17 protein-coding genes are annotated in these 17,286 nt (G+C 53.0%); 2 read left to right on the top strand and 15 right to left on the bottom strand.

Translation table 11 applies throughout. The features are described 5' to 3' along the window. Nucleotides 1–35 precede the first annotated feature (35 nt). The 11 genes from serC to B2310_RS12470 all read right to left on the bottom strand — a co-directional run bounded on the left by serC (nucleotide 36) and on the right by B2310_RS12470 (nucleotide 10,173). Nucleotides 36–1,142, bottom strand: a complete 1,107-nt coding sequence (gene serC / locus B2310_RS12520; protein ID WP_290732146.1) for a 3-phosphoserine/phosphohydroxythreonine transaminase — start codon at nucleotides 1,140–1,142, stop codon at nucleotides 36–38. A 107-nt stretch (nucleotides 1,143–1,249) separates the two neighbouring features. Beyond that, nucleotides 1,250–2,014 (bottom strand): EI24 domain-containing protein, encoded by a 765-nt coding sequence (locus tag B2310_RS12515; RefSeq protein ID WP_290732143.1) that lies wholly within the window; start codon nucleotides 2,012–2,014, stop codon nucleotides 1,250–1,252. Between the two features lie 63 nt (nucleotides 2,015–2,077). Further along, complete coding sequence (locus tag B2310_RS12510; RefSeq protein WP_290724113.1) at nucleotides 2,078–2,602, bottom strand: hypothetical protein; 525 nt, start codon at nucleotides 2,600–2,602, stop codon at nucleotides 2,078–2,080. Nucleotides 2,603–2,708: 106 nt separating this feature from the next. Continuing rightward, on the bottom strand, nucleotides 2,709–3,017 hold the full coding sequence (locus B2310_RS12505; RefSeq protein ID WP_173380940.1) for a hypothetical protein: 309 nt from the start codon (nucleotides 3,015–3,017) through the stop codon (nucleotides 2,709–2,711). A 67-nt stretch (nucleotides 3,018–3,084) separates the two neighbouring features. Continuing rightward, a complete protein-coding gene (metF, locus tag B2310_RS12500; protein ID WP_173380941.1) occupies nucleotides 3,085–3,972 on the bottom strand; it encodes a methylenetetrahydrofolate reductase [NAD(P)H] in 888 nt (295 codons plus the stop codon). A gap of 113 nt (nucleotides 3,973–4,085) precedes the next feature. Continuing rightward, on the bottom strand, nucleotides 4,086–4,478 hold the full coding sequence (locus B2310_RS12495; protein WP_290732140.1) for an ExbD/TolR family protein: 393 nt from the start codon (nucleotides 4,476–4,478) through the stop codon (nucleotides 4,086–4,088). Continuing rightward, complete coding sequence (locus B2310_RS12490) at nucleotides 4,479–5,060, bottom strand: MotA/TolQ/ExbB proton channel family protein (RefSeq protein WP_290732137.1); 582 nt, start codon at nucleotides 5,058–5,060, stop codon at nucleotides 4,479–4,481. It lies immediately after the preceding gene. Between the two features lie 11 nt (nucleotides 5,061–5,071). Beyond that, on the bottom strand, nucleotides 5,072–5,782 hold the full coding sequence (locus B2310_RS12485; protein WP_290732134.1) for an energy transducer TonB: 711 nt from the start codon (nucleotides 5,780–5,782) through the stop codon (nucleotides 5,072–5,074). 9 nt (nucleotides 5,783–5,791) lie between these two features. Then, nucleotides 5,792–7,003, bottom strand: a complete 1,212-nt coding sequence (locus B2310_RS12480) for a DUF1302 family protein (protein ID WP_290732131.1) — start codon at nucleotides 7,001–7,003, stop codon at nucleotides 5,792–5,794. Nucleotides 7,004–7,005: 2 nt separating this feature from the next. Beyond that, nucleotides 7,006–7,788: an outer membrane lipoprotein-sorting protein gene (locus B2310_RS12475; RefSeq protein WP_290724102.1), complete on the bottom strand. Its 783-nt coding sequence runs from the start codon at nucleotides 7,786–7,788 to the stop codon at nucleotides 7,006–7,008. Between the two features lie 9 nt (nucleotides 7,789–7,797). Further along, nucleotides 7,798–10,173, bottom strand: a complete 2,376-nt coding sequence (locus B2310_RS12470; protein WP_290732128.1) for an efflux RND transporter permease subunit — start codon at nucleotides 10,171–10,173, stop codon at nucleotides 7,798–7,800. 158 nt (nucleotides 10,174–10,331) lie between these two features. Here B2310_RS12470 and B2310_RS12465 point away from each other — a divergent pair, with 158 nt between their 5' ends. Next, a complete protein-coding gene (locus B2310_RS12465) occupies nucleotides 10,332–10,583 on the top strand; it encodes a FeoA family protein (protein WP_254794039.1) in 252 nt (83 codons plus the stop codon). Nucleotides 10,584–10,585: 2 nt separating this feature from the next. Further along, on the top strand, nucleotides 10,586–12,634 hold the full coding sequence (gene feoB, locus B2310_RS12460; protein WP_290732123.1) for a ferrous iron transport protein B: 2,049 nt from the start codon (nucleotides 10,586–10,588) through the stop codon (nucleotides 12,632–12,634). Nucleotides 12,635–12,642: 8 nt separating this feature from the next. On the opposite strand, the gene B2310_RS12455 is transcribed toward feoB, so the two are convergent. The 4 genes from B2310_RS12455 to B2310_RS12440 all read right to left on the bottom strand — a co-directional run. Continuing rightward, entirely contained in the window at nucleotides 12,643–13,431 is a 789-nt protein-coding gene (locus B2310_RS12455; protein ID WP_290732120.1) for a ZIP family metal transporter, read from the bottom strand. 13 nt (nucleotides 13,432–13,444) lie between these two features. Next, the gene (locus tag B2310_RS12450) at nucleotides 13,445–14,119 is read right to left on the bottom strand and encodes an outer membrane beta-barrel protein (protein WP_290732117.1); all 675 of its coding nucleotides are present in this window, start codon (nucleotides 14,117–14,119) and stop codon (nucleotides 13,445–13,447) included. Between the two features lie 205 nt (nucleotides 14,120–14,324). Then, nucleotides 14,325–16,679, bottom strand: a complete 2,355-nt coding sequence (locus B2310_RS12445) for an efflux RND transporter permease subunit (protein ID WP_290732114.1) — start codon at nucleotides 16,677–16,679, stop codon at nucleotides 14,325–14,327. An 84-nt stretch (nucleotides 16,680–16,763) separates the two neighbouring features. Continuing rightward, nucleotides 16,764–17,286 (bottom strand): tRNA lysidine(34) synthetase (locus B2310_RS12440; protein ID WP_290732111.1); only part of this gene is annotated, 523 nt, incomplete at its 5' end.

Raw genomic sequence — 17,286 nt, 5'->3', positions numbered from 1 at the left:
CAGCTTGTCATCCCCGTTTGCACGGGGATCTTTTTTTAGCCGAGCACCTTTTTCTCGAAGTCACCGAGGCAGTCGACGAGAGCCTGCACGCCTTCGACCGGCATCGCGTTGTAGATTGATGCGCGGAAGCCGCCCACGGAGCGGTGACCCTTGAGCTGTTGGAGGCCGCGTTCCTTTGCGAATTCGAGGAATTCCTTGGCGAGGTCATCGGCCTTGTCGGCAGCGACCACGTCCTTGTTGAACACGAACGGGACGTTCATGATGGAACGGTCTTCCTTGGCAGCGGTACCGACGAACACCTTGGAGTTGTCGAGGGCGCTGTAGAGGAGGGCGGCCTTGGAACGGTTCACCTTTTCGATAGCTTCGACACCACCGAATTCCTTGAGCCACTTGAGGGTGCGGTTCATCACGTACACGGCGAATACCGGAGGCGTGTTGAACATGTTGGCAGCGTCGATGTGGGTCTGGAAGTTGAGCATCGTCGGGATGGTGCGGTTCACCTTGCCGAGGAGGCCCTTCTTGATAATCGTCACGGTCACGCCAGCACAGCTGATGTTCTTCTGGGCGCCGCCGTACACAACGCCGAAGTCGGACACGTTGATCTTACGGGCGAGGAAGTCGGAACTCACGTCAGCCATGAGGAAGCCGGACTTCGGTTTCGGGAAGTTGTGCCATTCGGTACCGTAGATGGTGTTGTTTGCGGTAACGTGGAGGTAAGTCGCGTTGTCGCTGAGCTTCAGGTTCTTGTCGATGCGGCTGTAAGTTTCGGACTTGGTGTCGCAAGCGGCGAGAGCATTACCGAAAAGCTTCGCTTCCTTGTAAGCCTTGTTTGCCCAAACGCCAGTCAGAGCGTAGTCGGCCGTAGCGTCCTGGTTGAGGAAGTTCATCGGGAGCATGCAGAACAGAAGGGAGCAACCACCACCGAGGAAAACGATGTCGTAGTCTTCAGGGATGCCCATCAATTCACGGAGGTACTGTTCCGTTTGGGCGAACATGTTTTCAATCGGCTTTGAACGGTGACTCATGGAGAGAATGCTGATGCCGCTGTTTTCGAAGTCGATGCATGCAGCAGATGCTTCCTTGAGTGCCTGTTCGGGCAGGACAGACGGTCCTGCGCTAAAGTTATAGACTTTATTTGCCATGGTTGTGTTCCTTTTTGTTTTGCCCCGCATGGTTTACGGGGACTCTTAAATTACGCGCGTAAAAATAGCAAAATGCGCTATGCTCGGCAATGGTCTACGGGTGCTACCTATCGTCTCGTTTTTCCCTTTATCTCTATTTGCGAAATTGTCGCGGCGACTGCCGAAACGCCCCCGATAAAGGCTGCGATAAATGCCCCGCAGAACAGGTATAACGGTAGCGAATACACGGCCCCGTTCGCAATAGCCAGGTACTTCAGTTCGCTCGTGCCCTTGAGGCTTTCCTTGACGGAGTACCGCCAGCGCTCGAAGGTGTAGTCCATGAAGCCGCTCCCGAAGTAGTAGGCGTTGATGATGAAAATCAGGCAAATCGAGATTACGCTCCCGACGACGGGAATCAGGTTCAGGAGGAGGCAGAGTGCGGTCAGCAGCAGTTGCTTTGCCGTGTTCCGGAGGGCGATGAGCAGAGCCCTCCAGATATCCTTCAGGGTCTGCTTCGCGTCGAACGGGAACTCGTTGCCGGTGAGGATGGTTTCGGCCTTTTCCGAAAGCATCGTGTAGATGGGCGACATCAAGACGTTCACGATGGTGCCGCCGATGAAAATGAAGACGATGAAGAATATGATGGGGAGGACAATCTTGATGGCGACCATGCCGGCCTGTATCCAGCCGTTCATGTTCTCGGTGTGTCGTTCGATGGTGCCGTTGATCCAGTCGCCGATACCGAATCCCGCGAAAATGAGCGCGACAACCACAATGATGTTGAAAACGACGGGCAGCACCAGGTACTTGGTGAGCTTGTTTGTCCATATCAGGCGGAGCGCCTTGGGGTATGCAACGAGCCCGCTTACAATCTGTTCCTTTATTCGAATCATTCCTTGCTTTTTCCCTTACAAAAAATGCCCCGCAGTGCGGGGCGAAAAGGTGTCTTTTGTGGCCTACACGCCGAGGGCTTCGATGGCGGCCTTGTACTTCTTGAGGCGGAACTTCGTCTTGAGTTCGCGTCGTTCCTGCCTGTGGATGTACTTGTCTTCCATGAGCACGTTCAAGATGGCGCTCTTGGCTTTTGCTGCGACGGGATTGTCCTTGAGGGTTTCCACGAAGCGCACAAAGTCCTTCTCGCGGGCGTCGTAAGTCGCGTCTTCTGCGGGTACGCCCTTTTCCATGAGCCTGCAGCTGTACTCGTCAATCCAGCCCTGGTTCTTGTGGTAGGTCATCTTCTGGATAAGTTCGACCATGTCTGCCGGAACGCCCATCGCGATGACTTCTTCGGGGGTCTTCTTGGTGGCGCCCGTAATCAGGTCCTGCAGAATCGCAAGAACCTGCACGTCTTCGGATTCGCCCTTGTTCTTGAGGTAATCCGCAACGTTCTGGAGAAAGTCAATGTAGGGGCCGCCGGCCTTGTCCTTCTGGTCTTTGTGGACTTCGGCGGCAATCTTGTAGGCGTCTGCGTAAGAGAGCATGTTTGTTCCTTGTGATAAAAAACTTGTTTGCCCGGTGGGCTCTAGCACAATATATATAAAATGAACCGGAGAGTTTGTTGCGTTATCGTCCAAAATGGAATGATTGTCAGATTTCTTCCATTTTTAGCGGTTTGCCGGAGAACGTCTTCACGTAAATCTCGTTAGTGATGTTGCCCTTCCAGTTTTCGGGAACCTTGGATTCTTCGAGGAATTTGCCGATATCCTCGATAGCACCGGCAAGTCCGCCTTCTTCCTGGAGGGGAATGTTTTCGGTAGAACGGGTCTTGCTGAGACTGAGAGCCGTGTTCAAAACAAGGACGCTCTTGAGTTGTGCTAAAGCCTGGGTCTGGGCCTTGATGGCGTCTGTCTGGGCGTTTATCGCATCCAGGAAAAGGCGGAATTGTTCGTCGGTCATCTGATTGTCCTTTGGAGGGTATTTCCTTCCTTAATATAGCATAAAGGCAGGAAAAGAGGACAATTTTTTAGGCAAAATTCTTCCCGAGAATAGCGGAAACGTTCTTCAGGATGCCTTCGGCCACATCGGGCTTGTTCATCGAGTAAACGTGCACGTTTGTAATCCCGTTGGCATACAGGTCGATAATCTGGTCGCTCGCGTAGATGATGCCCGCCTGCTTCATGGCCTCGGGGTCGCTCCCGAACTTGTCGACCAGCGACTTGAAGCGCTGCGGCATGAAGGAGCCGGAAAGCTTGATGGCGCGTTCCACCTGGTTCGCGTTCGTGATGGGCATGATGCCGGGGAGCACGGGGCAGTTCACGCCCGCATCGCGCAGCTTGTAGAGGAAGCTGAAGAACAGGTTGTTGTCGAAAACCATCTGCGTGGTGAGAAAATCCGCGCCTGCGTCGACCTTTTCCTTGAGGTGCTTGATGTCTTCGGCCTGGTTTGCGCTTTCGGGGTGCTTTTCGGGGTAGCAGGCGGCACCGATGCAGAAGTCGGCGTCGGCAGCCTTGAGTTCGCGGATGAGTTCGACGGCGTAGTGGTAGTCGCAGTTGTCGCGGCCCTTCTCGATGAGTTCGGGAGTGAGGTCGCCGCGGAGCGCCATCACGTTCTTGATGCCCGCTGCCTTCATGTCCTCGATGCGCTGGTGGACCGTTTCCTTGCTGCTCGAGACGCATGTGAGGTGGGCGAGCATCGGGATGTTGAACTTTTCCTTGAGGTTCTTTGCGATGTCGAGGGTGAAATGGCTTACGCCACCGCCTGCGCCGTAGGTGACGCTCATGAATGCGGGGCCGAGGGCCGCGATGGATTCTGTTGCCGCCTTCACGTTTTCGAAGCTCGTCTCTTTCTTGGGCGGGAACACTTCAAACGAAAGGCTCATCTTGTCTTGCTTCAGAATGTCTATAATCTTCATCGTCTCTCCGTGGGGCGGGTCGGACCGGCACCCGAGGTTTATGCAAATATGTTAATACATGCATAAATATATATAGTTTCAATGAAGTTGGCAAGTGGGCGCGTGTAAGTAGGCTATTCTTTTTCTATCTCGTTAATCAGCTGGATATTGTACAGTTTTTGCACCTGTAAAATGTCGAGGATGACGGCGATGCGCTCGTAAGTTGTGCCCTTGTCGATCTTGATGGCGACAGGGGATTTCTTGTTCTGCACTGTTGCGGCCTTTTCGCGGAGTTCGTCGGGCGTGCCACGCTGGCCGTTAAATGCGAGTTCCGTTTCGGAAAGTTCGATGTACAGGCCTTCGGGAGTATCGCGCTTGGTTTCGGTCTGAGTTTCGGGCAGAATCAGCTTGAGCACTGATTCGTCTTGCTTGAAGACGGATGTCACCAGAAAGAACACCAGTAGCAAAAAGACGCAGTCGATGAGCGGCGTCATGTCGGGCCGGATTCGGCGTGTGCGCTTGGCCATTTATGCATCCTCGTTTGCGGAATCGGCGCTCTGAGAACGGATGTGGTCCTTTTCTTTGAGAATGCGGCCCAGCTGCAAAAGCACGTCGTTTTCCACGTTGTCCTGTTCCGATTCCATGCGGGCGTTCAGGTAGTTGAACGCAATGACGTGCGGAATGGCGACCACAAGGCCAATCACCGTCGTAATGAGAGCAAGTTTGATGCCTGTAGCGAACGCACCCGCATCAGAAAGGCCCGAAACAGCGATGACGCTGAAGGCGTTGAATATGCCGAACACGGTGCCCAAAAGGCCGAGCAGCGGAGAGATGCTCGCGATGTTTTCAATCGTAGTCATACCCTTCTGTAACGGCGAGAAGGCGAGCGCAATTTCGGTGCGGATGCTTTCGATAATGATGTGATGGTCGGTATTGTGCGTCACCACGCGATGCAGGATTTTCGCCGGAAGGCGCTTGCGGATGCTCCTGTTGAAGAGGATCAGCGAGATGATTTTCCATACGATGATGGAATAACCGACGAAGTTCATCGCCACGAGCACGTAGGCGATAACGCCGCCCTGTTGAATAAAGTCTAAGATGTAGTTCATTGTGTTCCTGTTTAATGAAGGTTATACTTGATTGGAATCTCCATTTTCCAGGTGTCCTTGCCAAGTACAGCTGGAATCGGGTCAAACTTGGGCACGGCCTGCACGGCGGCAAGCGCACTTTCGTTCAGTGAAGAATACGGACAGGGTTTTGCCACAACCGCACCGCTGATGCTTCCGTCTTTTGCAACCGTAAACTGCACGCGCACGGTGCCTTCTTGCTTTAGGCGGCGGGCTGTTGCCGGGTAGTCCTTCTGTTTTTCGAAAGCCTTGGAAAGCCCGATAAGGTAGGCTTTCGTCACCTTCATCAGCGAATCCTTCGAGGGCTTCGGCGGTGGCGGTGGGGGCGGTGCCACTGGCTCAGGCGGTGCTTCGACAACGGGTTCCGCGTCTGTAACCACAATGGGTTCCGGCTCTGGTTCAGGTTCAGGTTCCGGCACCGTATCTTGTACGATGTTCGGGATAATTTTCGCGCGAACCACCTTCTTCACGATTTTCTTGACTTCAGGTGGGGGCGGAGGCGGTTGCAAGAGCAAACGCTCCACATGAATCACCTCGGCATCTTCGCGGGTGGTAACCACTTGCGTCCGCTTCATGAATCCCCAGGCGTAAAAGCCTGCGTGCAGCAAAATGGCAACGACAATGCCGATGCAAAATACACGCCGCATCGTGAATGCAGAATAGGGATTGCGCGTGCGCGATGTCGGTTCAATTTCAAAGTTCATTAGATTTTATTAGAAGTAGTACTTCGCTTTCGCCCAGACTTCGCGGTTCTTGTCGTAGCCGGCGAGTTGCCCGCGCTTGCCGCCAAAGTGGTCGTAACCGAGCGAAATCATTACCTGGTCTGTAACGGAGTAATCGCCCGAAACGCGTGCGTAATAGGCAAGGTTGTCTATATCGAACATGCCGTAGAGCGAAAGCTTGAGCGTGTTGTTCAGCAGTTCCTTTGAAATGCGGAAAGTCATTTCTGAGGAATTCTTTTCGGCGGCTAATTTGTCCGAATAATCAGCGATGTACTTGTGTAAATACTGCACCATGAAAGTCCAGTTGTCGCCGGCGTACCAGTCGATTCCACCGAGCGCATTGAACGTGTTCTTGCGGGCGTAATCGAGGTTGTTGGCATAACCGAGCGCTTCACCAAAGTATTCTGCAATTTCGGCACGCAGCACGAATTCGCCGACAGGCATCGAGAGGTCGCCTCCGATCATGGTCATGGTCTCATGAATGCCGTGGATGACAATAGAATCCTTGACGGGATCGTAGCCTACGAGCGTAACGGGCGACTGGTTATGCGTATGGAGTGCCGAGATAGAGAAGTCTAGATTTGAGAGGAAAAACGAGACGCGCGTTCCGAAGTCGCCGTTCTTGAATTTGGCATCGGGACCATCCGGGAAATCGATGCTTGCTTTTTCGGGCAATTCAGGACGCCAGGGGTTTTCTTCTTGCATGGGCATCTGGAAGTATCGCGGTACGGGCACGTAAACGATTTCGGCATTCACGCGCTCGCCGGGGTACTTGATGCGGAAACCGTCAACAGCCATACGCATGTCATCGTAATCACTCGACATGAATTCGGTGTAATCTACAGGCGAAATCAAGTCGGTAACACGAAGCCCGTCGGCAACGCCCCACACCACAATCTGGCGGCCCGCACGGATTTCAAGAAAGTCGTTCTGGTAGTTGAAATACGCTTCTTGCAACTGCACTCCGGTGCGGTCTTCGAGAATGCCGTTGTGAATTCCATTTAGGCTGGCAAACAGGTAAGCGTTCTCGTAATCTACGCGGAGTTCCGCTCGCAGGCGCGTCCGCGAAGTGGTGAAGTCGTGCGGATGCTGCGTCTGGACGGCGTGATACGTGTCCACGAATCCGTTGAATTGAAACGGGCTTTCTTGGGCGACAGCGGCCGCCGCCGCCACCCCAATCGCTAACCACCAGATTTTAGACATTGTTACAATCCTCTTTCCAATCTCGGCACGGTGAATGTCTTCGCATCCAGCGGGATGTTGAACTTGATGTCGCCGAATTCAAGGAGCGTCTTGTGGTTGGTCTGAACGTTTTCCATGCTCATCTTGGCGATAGACCAGAATCCGTCTACCTGAACCACGTTTTCGACCTTCAGCGCGCGGTGCAACTTGCCGAGCTTGTCGTAGTATTCCACCTTGGCGGCAATCAGGCAGTCCTTGCGGATCCAGGAGATTTTCTTCGAGAAGATTTCGTCGCCCTTTTTCGGCACGGATTCAACCACCCAGCAATCGATTCCGTCCACTTTTTCTTCGCGGAGGAGCTTGTGGGTGTCTTCGTCGATGTTGCGCTGGCCCACGTCGTCGTAAGTGAAGTCGGAGCCCATGAAGTAATCCGTCTTGGAACTCTTTCCGCTAATGCGGCGCGTCTTTTTCATGGCGGGCAGGTAAAGCCACTTGTCGTCATCTTTGTTGATGTCGTCGTAATCGACGGTCAGGAATCCCGTACCCTTCACGTCGTTGGGGTAGCGGAAGAACATAATCTGCTTGGTGTCTTTGCCCACGTCCATTGCAAACGAGGTAATCTTGCGTTCGCGCTTTGCCCCGCTCTTGTTGATGAGAGTCATCGAGAGTTCGGAACTGCGGGTGTCGCCATCGGGGCGGTCATGCACTTTTTGCACGATGTCGCGGCCGGTCAAAGTTTCTGCGCTTACCATGGCGCTCAAGGCGACGATAATTGTCGCGGCTGTTTTTGCGAATTTCATATTCATAATTTTCTCCTATTTTCCAAAAATTTTGAATTTCTTGATTAAAAGCGGTGTCACGAACAGGTCGGCGAGCAGTGCCGAGACAAGCCCCACGAACACCACGAAACCGAAGTTGAACATCTGCGTTGCGGCTGAGGTGGTAAAGCCCGCAAAGGTCGCCACCATGATAATCGTCGTCATCACGAGAGCCGGGCCCGCCGTGCGGAATACGTTGAGAATCGATTCGCGGTAATCGTGGGTGCGATCAAATTCCACATGCCCATGGTTGATAAAGTGAATCGTGTCGTCAACGGAAAGGCCAATGATCATCGGGATGAGCGTCGCTGTCATCATGTCAAGCGGAATGTCCGTAAGCCCGAGGTAACCGCCCACGAAAATACCAGGCGCAATGTTTGGAATCATGCCGATAAGGCCCGTGCGAATGCTGCCGAAGACAATCATCAAAAGGACAGCCACAATGACTACAGAAATCAGGAACGAAGTCATCTGGCCCACTTCCAGGTACTGCTGCATGGCGGTGAATTGCGGCAAGTTGCCCACGGCAGTCACCTTCGCGTCCGGGAAAAGCTTGCTTGCGTATGCCTGCAAGTCTTCCAGTTCCTTCTGGAGCTCATTAGAGTTGTAGCTTGAAATTTCGACCATCAAACGGAGCTTTCTGTAATCGTAATCCATCCAGTAAGTTGCTTCGCTGCCGCCCGCGTTTTCGTAGAGCAAAAGCAACTGCGCGACTTCTTCTTCTGTTTCGGGAATAGCGTATTTTTCCTGACGGTTTTCGTTCAGCGTGCGGTCCAAATCCTTGACGATGTCAAGAATCGAGGTGGAACGCTTGGTGAGCGGGTAGTTGCCGGCGTGTTCCTGCAACTGTTCCAATTTTTTCAGATTCTCGACTTCCTTGGCCTTGTCGTTTGTACCAAAGTCAATCACCAAGTCGTACGAATAGAAGCTTCCGATTTCGGATTCTGCCACGTAGAGCATCTTGTTCACGTATTCGACCTTGCGGCCCATAGTGCGTTCCACGTCAAAGGCGGGTTCTATCTTGGTGAGCCCGAAAACAGAAATTGCAGTCACGACGGCGAATACAATCGCAATCGGCTTGCCGTGCCCGAGAACGAACTTGCCGATAGAATCGAGAATGATTCCCATGCGCGTGTCGCCACGTTCAAGCACCTTGGCGTTTGGCTTCTTGTCTTTACCGAAACTCAGAAGAATCGGCGAAATGGTCAACGCTACAAGCAAAATGAATCCGACCGCAATCGACGAAAGAATGCCCACGGAGCGAATCGGCTTGAGCATCACCGAAAGGAAACTGAGCAACGCGACAATCGTGGTAAGACCCGAGAACAGCACCGACCAGCCTGTTTCACGCATGGCGAAAAGCACAGATTCCTTGCGCTTGCCCGTAAGCATCATGTTCTTGCGGAAGAACGAGTTGATGTGAATGTTGTATGCAATTGAAACGGCGAAGGCCAAAATCACAGGCACCATGATGTTGGTCGCATCCATGTAAAGCCCGAGATAACCCACCAGGCCAAATGTCATGATGACGCCCGCAAAAGTCGTAATCAGCGGAGAGACAATTCCGCGGAGCGAACGCGTCACGAGGAACATCACGATGATGGCGCAGAGAATGGTCATGATGAAAATGCGGCCCATTTCCTGACCGATGTAAGTCATTTTCTCGAAGCTCAAGTAAGGCATGCCTGTTGCACGCGGGTTCAGCGGTGCATACTTTTCCTTCGCGATGATTACAGCCGTTTCTCGGCCCGTTTTCATGTCGGGAGCTTCAGCCTTTTCACCCTTCGCTTCGCCTTCGGCCTTCCATACGGAATCTTCGGGGAAGGGGCGCAGCTTGATGTTGATGAAGGCTTGCTTGCGGTCGCTCGAAATCAGCTTCTTCGCCAGTTCCGGCTTGTCGGCCAGGCGTTTTTCGATTTCAGCGAGGCCCGCCTCGTCCGTCGGGATTTCTTCGGGCACAATCTGCGTGATTTCCATGCCCTCTTCGGTGCCGAGCATGTATTCCAAATCGACAATCGAAGTTGCCTTGCCGTCGGAATACGAGAGGCTGTCGCGCAGTTCGTTCGAAAGCTCGCGCAAAAGCTTCAGGTTGTCCGGCGTCAAGATGGAATGGTCGCTCTCGACCAGCACGCCCACGAAATAGTCGTTACCGAAAGTTTCCTTGAACTTGTCCGTTTCGACAAGCATCGGGTCGCCCTCGATAAAGTAGCTGTCCCACGACGCCTCGACGTAGATTTTTTTCATGCCCACGATCGAAACCGCAAGCAAAACGACAAACGCCACCAGCATAATGGCGCGGTGACCGAGCAAAAATTCGCCAAAACGGCCGAATCGCTCGTTGATTTTTTCAATGTTGATTTTTGGAAGGCTCATTGTATCCTCTTTTTTTTGCGGTGCAAAAATAGGGATATGGGCCTAAAAATTCTACTCCAAATGGTTTTGCTTAAAACCGAACGGACTGTAAATCGTTCTGGATTCCCCGTAGTCTATTTGGAGCGGTTTTTTGAGCGCTTTTCGGCTACTTTTGGCGCATGAAAAATGCTGATTTTGTTGACCGATTGAGTCTCGCCGAAATGGGCGAGAATCGTTGCGGAACTGTCGCCCAGATCGAGGGCGATTCCCGCTTTATTTCAAGAATTGTTTCCATCGGGCTTACGCCGGGTTCCGCCTTTACGCTCCTCAAGAATGACGGGCGCTCGCCGGTGCTCGTTTTTTGCCGCGACACGGTCATTGCCATTAACCATAAGGAAAGTTCACAGATTTTTGTCAAGGTAGAATCGTAAAAATGAGCGAAATCAAGACTATTGCTTTGCTCGGGCAGCCCAATTCTGGTAAATCGACGCTTTTTAACAACCTTACGGGGCTTCACCAGCGTGTGGGCAACTGGCCCGGCAAAACGGTGGAACAGGCCGAAGGTGAATTTGTTTTTGACGGTACGACGTATAAAGTAATTGACCTTCCGGGCAGTTACGGGCTTTCGGCGAACTCCGAAGAAGAAGTCGTTACCCGCGACTACATTCAGAGCGGCAAGGCCGACCTCGTGTGCATTCTGGTAGATGCGTCGCAGCTGGAACGCAGCCTTTACATGCTGGCGGATTTTGTGGGCATTCGCATGCCCGTGATGCTAGTGCTCAACATGATGGATGTGGCCGAAGCGGCGGGCAAGAAGATTGACGTGAGTGCGATTGAAAAGCGCCTCGGCGTTCCGGTGCTCGGTTTCAGCGCGGCCGAAACGGAGCGTTATCCGGAATTCTTCAAGAAGATGGTTTCGGCCATCAAGACGCCTGTTTGCTTGGATAGCGGGAGCCTGCGCGAGGAACTCGTTAGCGGGGGAGAGCTTGGCGAAAAAACGGATGATATCATTAGCCGCATCGAAGCGGCTTTAGGCGACTTTGAGTATGGCGTGTGTGAAAAAATATGGATAGCGGAAAAACTCCTCGAAAAAGACAAGCTCATTTGCGGTGTCGTGCGCGAATCGCTTCCGTTCGCTAGGAAAAATGCGATTGATGCAATCCTCGATAGCGACGAAGGGCGCGACGGCGGAATTCTCACCGGCGAGGCCAAGTATCGCTGGGTTTCGAAGATTGTGCGTGAATCGGCGACGCCCAAGTCCATCGAGAAGGTCTTTAGCAAGTGGGACAGCATCGCCACGCACCATATCAAGGGCAAGTTCTTTGCGTTCGGCATCATGGTTGTCTCGCTGATTGCGTGCATGATTCTCGCTTTCCCGGGCATGGGAATCGGTTTTGGAATGCAGCCTGTATTGCAGTCGCTCATAGAACGCGCTGGCAATGCGCTTGGCGTTTGGCCTGTGGTGATTTCGTTCATCAATCTGGTGCTCGTCGGTGGAACTTGTATTACAATTTGTATGACAAGTTTCATTTTCTCCATCATTTTCGTATTCCGCATTCTCGAAGAAATCGGCTACATGGCGCGTTTCTCGTATGCGTTCGACAACTGGCTTTCGCGCCTCGGTTTGCAGGGCAAGGCGATTATGCCGCTGTTCTCCGGAATTGGCTGCACGGCGGGTGCGGTTTGCGGTACGCGCGTACTCGATACCCGCGGACAACGCCTGCTTGCGCTCGTCCTGTTGTGGGCGATTCCGTGCGGAAGCAAGGTGGCGGTGGTGCTGTTCCTGGCGTCTACATTCTTCGGGTCGGCCGCACCGCTGTTCGGTATCGGCTACGTGGCGCTGATTTTTGCAAGCTTCTACCTGTCTTCGCGCTTGTTCGGCAAAAAGCTTGTCCCGCAGAATGAACGCGTGGGCATGATTATGGAACTGCCGCCGTATCACAAGCCGCATTGGAAGATGATTGCTGCGATGGTGGGGCGCAGCACCTGGGGCATTTTCAAGAAGGCGTTGAAGATGATTCTGATGGTGGCGGCCCTTTTCTGGGCGCTCTCTTACGCGGGCGACGGGAATGTGGAAAATACGCTCCTGTACAAGATTGGCAATGCGATTGAGCCGGTGACGATGTTCTTTGGCATGCGCTGGGAGCTGTTCGTCTCTTATCTGGGCGGCATGTTCAGTAAGGAAGCTTCGCTTGGCATCATGAGTACGCTCTTCAACCATACTGGCGAGGCGTTTTCACTGGTGACCCGCGTGGCTGCAAGCGAAAACTTGGGCGAGGCGCTTGCAAGTACCATCAGCAAGCCCGAAGCGCTCGCATTCCTGTTTGCATCGATGTTCAACGTTCCCTGCGTGCTGGCGATGGGCACCACCTACCGCGAGGCAGGCTCGTTCAAGTGGCTAGCCACCATCATGGGCTACTACTTGGCACTTTCGCTGGGCTTGGCCTTTATCGGCTACCACATCGGATTGCTGATTTTCTAAGTGAAATTTTATAGCGCGCTGTCGAGCACCATCATGAGCGTGAAGCCCACGGCAAAAAGGATGGTGCCGGCATCAAAATGCTCTCCTTCGCTGACTTCGGGGAGCATTTCTTCGATTACGACATAAATCATAGCGCCTGCCGCAAGCGAGAGCAGGTAAGGCATGAACGGCGAGAGCGCTTCAGCCGCAAGCAGCGTGATTAACGCGCCTACGGGTTCTACGGCTCCAGAGAGTGCGCCCAGGGCAAAAGCTTTTTTGCGGGAAGCCCCTTCGGCACGGAGCGGGAGCGAGACAACCGCCCCTTCAGGGAAATTCTGGATGGCGATGCCTATGGCAAACGCAAACGCACCTGAAAGCGTGATGGCCACATTCCCCGAAAGCCAACCCGCGAAAACGATGCCGACGGCCATGCCCTCGGGCAAGTTATGCAATGTCACCGCCAGTGTGAGCATGGTCGTGCGCTTGAGTTTTGCCTTGGGGCCTTCGGGCGTGGCGCTACCCAGATGCAAGTGCGGTGTTATTTTGTCTAAAATGTACAGGAACAGGATGCCGGCCCAGAATCCGACCGTCGCTGGGATGAAAGCGAGTTTACCCATCGATTCGCTCGCACTGATTGCGGGCAAAAGCAGGCTCCATACAGAAGCCGCCACCATGACTCCCGCCGCAAACGAGAGTAGACCCCGCTTGAGGTTTTGGCTCATCTGCTTGCGCATAAAGAACACGCATGCGGCTCCGAGAACCGTCCCTAAAAACGGAATGGCAAGACCTTGGGCAATTTGTAAGACAGGCTCGTTCATGATTAACGCGTTGCTAAATGAAATAGAAACCGAGAGCTACGCTTAATGATAACAGGTGTACGCTAATATCGTCATACCGCTTGTTTATTTCACTTGCGTCCAAAACAGTTGTCAGGCCGAATAATGTTTGTAAGCCCAATTCAAAGCGGTTCCCAAGCATGATTCCCGTTCCAGCAGTGAGCTGTACGTCGCAGAAGGAAAGGCCCTCGTCATCCCACTTTGTTAAAAATCCGTAGGTGCTGTTTTTTCTCCAGCTGTAGGCCTCTTTCGCATTTATGATAAAAGCGAAAGTCAAACCAGCATCAAAATAGAACAGATGTTGTGTTTGAAAATGAGCAAGAACGGGGATTCCGAAACTGACCGTCTCATATCGTACGTAGGTGTCGCGATCAAGCTTTTCGTCTGCGAAGCCGACGTTGTTCTCAAGTGAACGGACATTATACGTCAGCCCCGTACGGAGTGCCGGGAGATCGTGGAAGTTAAAGATGGTATTGATTGCAAGTAGAAACCCCGGGCCATTGAAATCCATGGGATTCATCAGGTTTCCATCTTTTCCCACCAAAAAATCGTAGGAAAGACCGATGCTAGTACCGAATCTAAAAAAACGATTAGAAACATCACTGGCGTGGCAAAAAGCGGCCAAGATAGATATGACCAACGCTAATTTTACGAACATGCTTTTTTTCATCTTCGACTGAAATATAATTTATTTAATAGAATCATTTTTATATGAAGATGTTTTGCGTTAGGGATAGTCACCCGTAAGGGCCGAGACTACAGGCTCGGCGAGCGAAGCGAGTATAGCCCGACCCGGCCCACCCTTCGGCAGGCTCAGGGAACTTGGGCCGGGGAACGCCCTAAATCCTTCGACTACGAACCTTTCGGTTTTTTGCTTAGGATGGCGTGCGTCCATACGGCTTGCTTAGGTAAACAAGCGCCGTGGTGAGCGTGTAGTCGGCAAGGAGTGCGGCACCTAGGCCCACGATGGAGAGCAGGCCCACGTTGTGGAGGGCCCCCATGGGGCTGAAGATGAATACGAAGAACATCGCGCAAAGGATGAATGTGGTCATGCCCATGGTCTTTCCGATTTCGCGGTAAGAGAGCAGTAGCGCGTGCCTGTAGCTGCCCGTGCGCTCGTAACCGTATTTGATGTGATTGTTCATGTGGATGGTGTCGTCGACGGCGATGCCCAAAATCATAGGCATCACGATCATCGTGATCATGTCGAGCGACATGCCCGAATAGCCCATGACGCCGCCTATCAGGAGTACCGGCGCGACATTTGGAATCATCCCGATAAGGCCCGCCTTGATGCTCCCGAATGCAAGAATCATCATGATGGCGATAATCACGAACGACCCGCCGAACGAGCGCAAAAGCCCGCCGACCAGTTTGCCGTTCATTTCGGCGTAATTCACGACTTCGCCCACGACAGAAACTTTTGCGTCGGGGAAAATCTGTGCGCCGTAGCTTTGGGCCGAATCCAGGTCCTCGACGATTTTGTTGGCGTCGTAGCCCGAAAGTTCTATATGGATGAACGAGGTCTTGTAATCTTCGTCCATATATTCGAAAAGCGCTTCCGGGTCCGAAATCTCATACAAGAAAAGCAATTGCGTGAGCATGTCCTGTGCATCGGGAATCTTGTAATACTCGATGCTGTCGGCGTTCAGCGTGCGGTTCATCTCTTTCACGAGACGCGTCACCGATTGCACGCGCGGCTTGTCGCCCGAAATTTTGGTGAGCTGGAGCGTTCCGAGTTTCTGTTCAAGTTGCTCGATGCGTTTCATGTTGGCGGGATTCTTGAGCGCGTCCGCGTCATCGAATTCCACCATCACGTTAAAGTCGTAGAGGCTCCCGAGCTTTCCGCTGAGCATGTCCTTGAGCCGCACCACGAAGGGAATCTTTTCACCCATGGTTTCGGTGTAGTCCATATTCACGTCAATACGCATCATTCCCGGAATCTGCAGCAACATTACCGCCGCCGAAATCACCGCGATAACAATGCTGTGCCTGCACACCTTGCGTCCAAAGAATTCAAAGAGAATGTCCGCTTTGGTGGCACCTGCCGACTTTACTTGCGTCGGGTCGGGTTTTGCATTCTTGCCGAAGCTCATGAGAACCGGAATCAGGATGATGACGTACAGATAAACCATCGTGACGATGCCTGCCGAAATGCCGCCGATCCAGCGGATGGGGCGGATTCCCGCGAACAGGAACGAAATCAACGATGCGACCGTAGTCATGACGGTAAAGAGAATGGGCCAGCCCGTTTCCTCGACGGCGCAAATCACGGATTCGCGACGGTTGCCCGTGCGCCTAAAATGCATGCGGAATGAATTGATGTAGTGGATGGAATAGCCCACCGAAAGCGCCATTCCCAAAAGCACCGGGAGCGCGACCATGCTCTCGTCGCCGACAACACCGAGCCACGCATTGATGCCGAGCACCGAGGCGATGCCGCCAACTGTTGCAATTGCGGGCACCACCACGCCGCGCAGCGAACGAACAAACAGGATAAGACATACGAGCATCACCAGGAATCCGAAACCGATGCGCATGGCACATTCCCGCGAAATGACCTCGTTTTCTTCCATCTCCGTGTAGCTCATGCCCGTCGGGAGCATTTCGAACTTGTCGCTCTTGAATTCGTCGGAATAGATGATGTCGCGTGCAAAAGGCGCAATGCTGTCTTTGCCAAAATTGATGCCGCCCTCGTATGATTTTAGCGCGAGAATAATCCAGGTTTCTTTCGCGTCGTCCGAGACGATGTTGTTTACGAGGGATTCGCGGGAAAGAATCAACTGTTTTTTCGATTCCAGTTCCTGCGGGTCGTTGGGAACGCCTTCCTCAAACGGATCGATGACTTCAAAACCTTCGTCATTTGCGACCGGAATCGACAAATTGTGCGTCAGCGAAACCACACGGTCGGCATACGGGACCTCGCTTTCGAGCCTACGCGAAAGCCTGTCGATTGCCTGCAACACCTCTGGCGCAAAAACGTCGGCGGCGCGGACCATCACCATGTAGCCATCGTCGCTACCGAATTTTTCGTTGAAATGCGCCTGGTCAATCTTCACCTTATCCCAGTCATCGAACCAGTCCTCTTCACTGCTACTCATCTGCAGATGCGGGAGCCCGAGACTCGCCAAAACCGTCACGACGGCTGTTACCAGCAGAATCAACCAGCGAAACTTGACCTGAAAACGCCCCAATCGGGCAAAAACCTTGTTGACACGAGAAACTTGCATAAAACCCTCAAATTTTGAGGGAAAAATAGAGCCTTAGCGCCGTTTTTTCTACTCCAAACGGACGGGTTCAAAAACACGATTCGTTTACCCTTTCTGCGGTAGGCGTTCCTCGTAATCGTCCAAGAACGAATGCAGCTCGCCGTCGGCCTTGTAGCCGGGGAACGTCTCGATGCAGACGGAGTGCAGGCTGTTGAAGATGCTCTTTTCGATGTTCGGGTTTTCGCGCTTGAGGCGCTTGATGAGCATCTTGATTTCTTGACGCTTGCTACCGCCACCGCCGTTGTCACAGACGGTGCAACTTTCGGTAAAGCGGCAGGCGCACTGGATAAACTGCAGCCCGTTGTAATTTTTCCAGTTGATAATGTCTTGCTCGTTGATGCAATACATAGGGCGGATGAGTTCCATGCCGCCGAAATTCAGGCTGTGGAGTTTGGGCATCATGCCCTGCAGTTGCGAACCGTAGAACATCGCCATGACGGTGGTCTCGATGACGTCGGAAAGGTGGTGGCCCAGCGCAATCTTGTTGCAGCCTAGGTCTTTTGCCTTGTGGTAGAGGTGCCCGCGGCGCATCTTGGCGCAAACGTAGCAGGGGGAACGTTCGGTGTTG

This window comes from Fibrobacter sp. UBA3629, assembly GCF_002374005.1.
Taxonomy (GTDB): Bacteria; Fibrobacterota; Fibrobacteria; order Fibrobacterales; family Fibrobacteraceae; genus Fibrobacter.
This window is presented reverse-complemented; position numbering and strand designations above follow the sequence as displayed.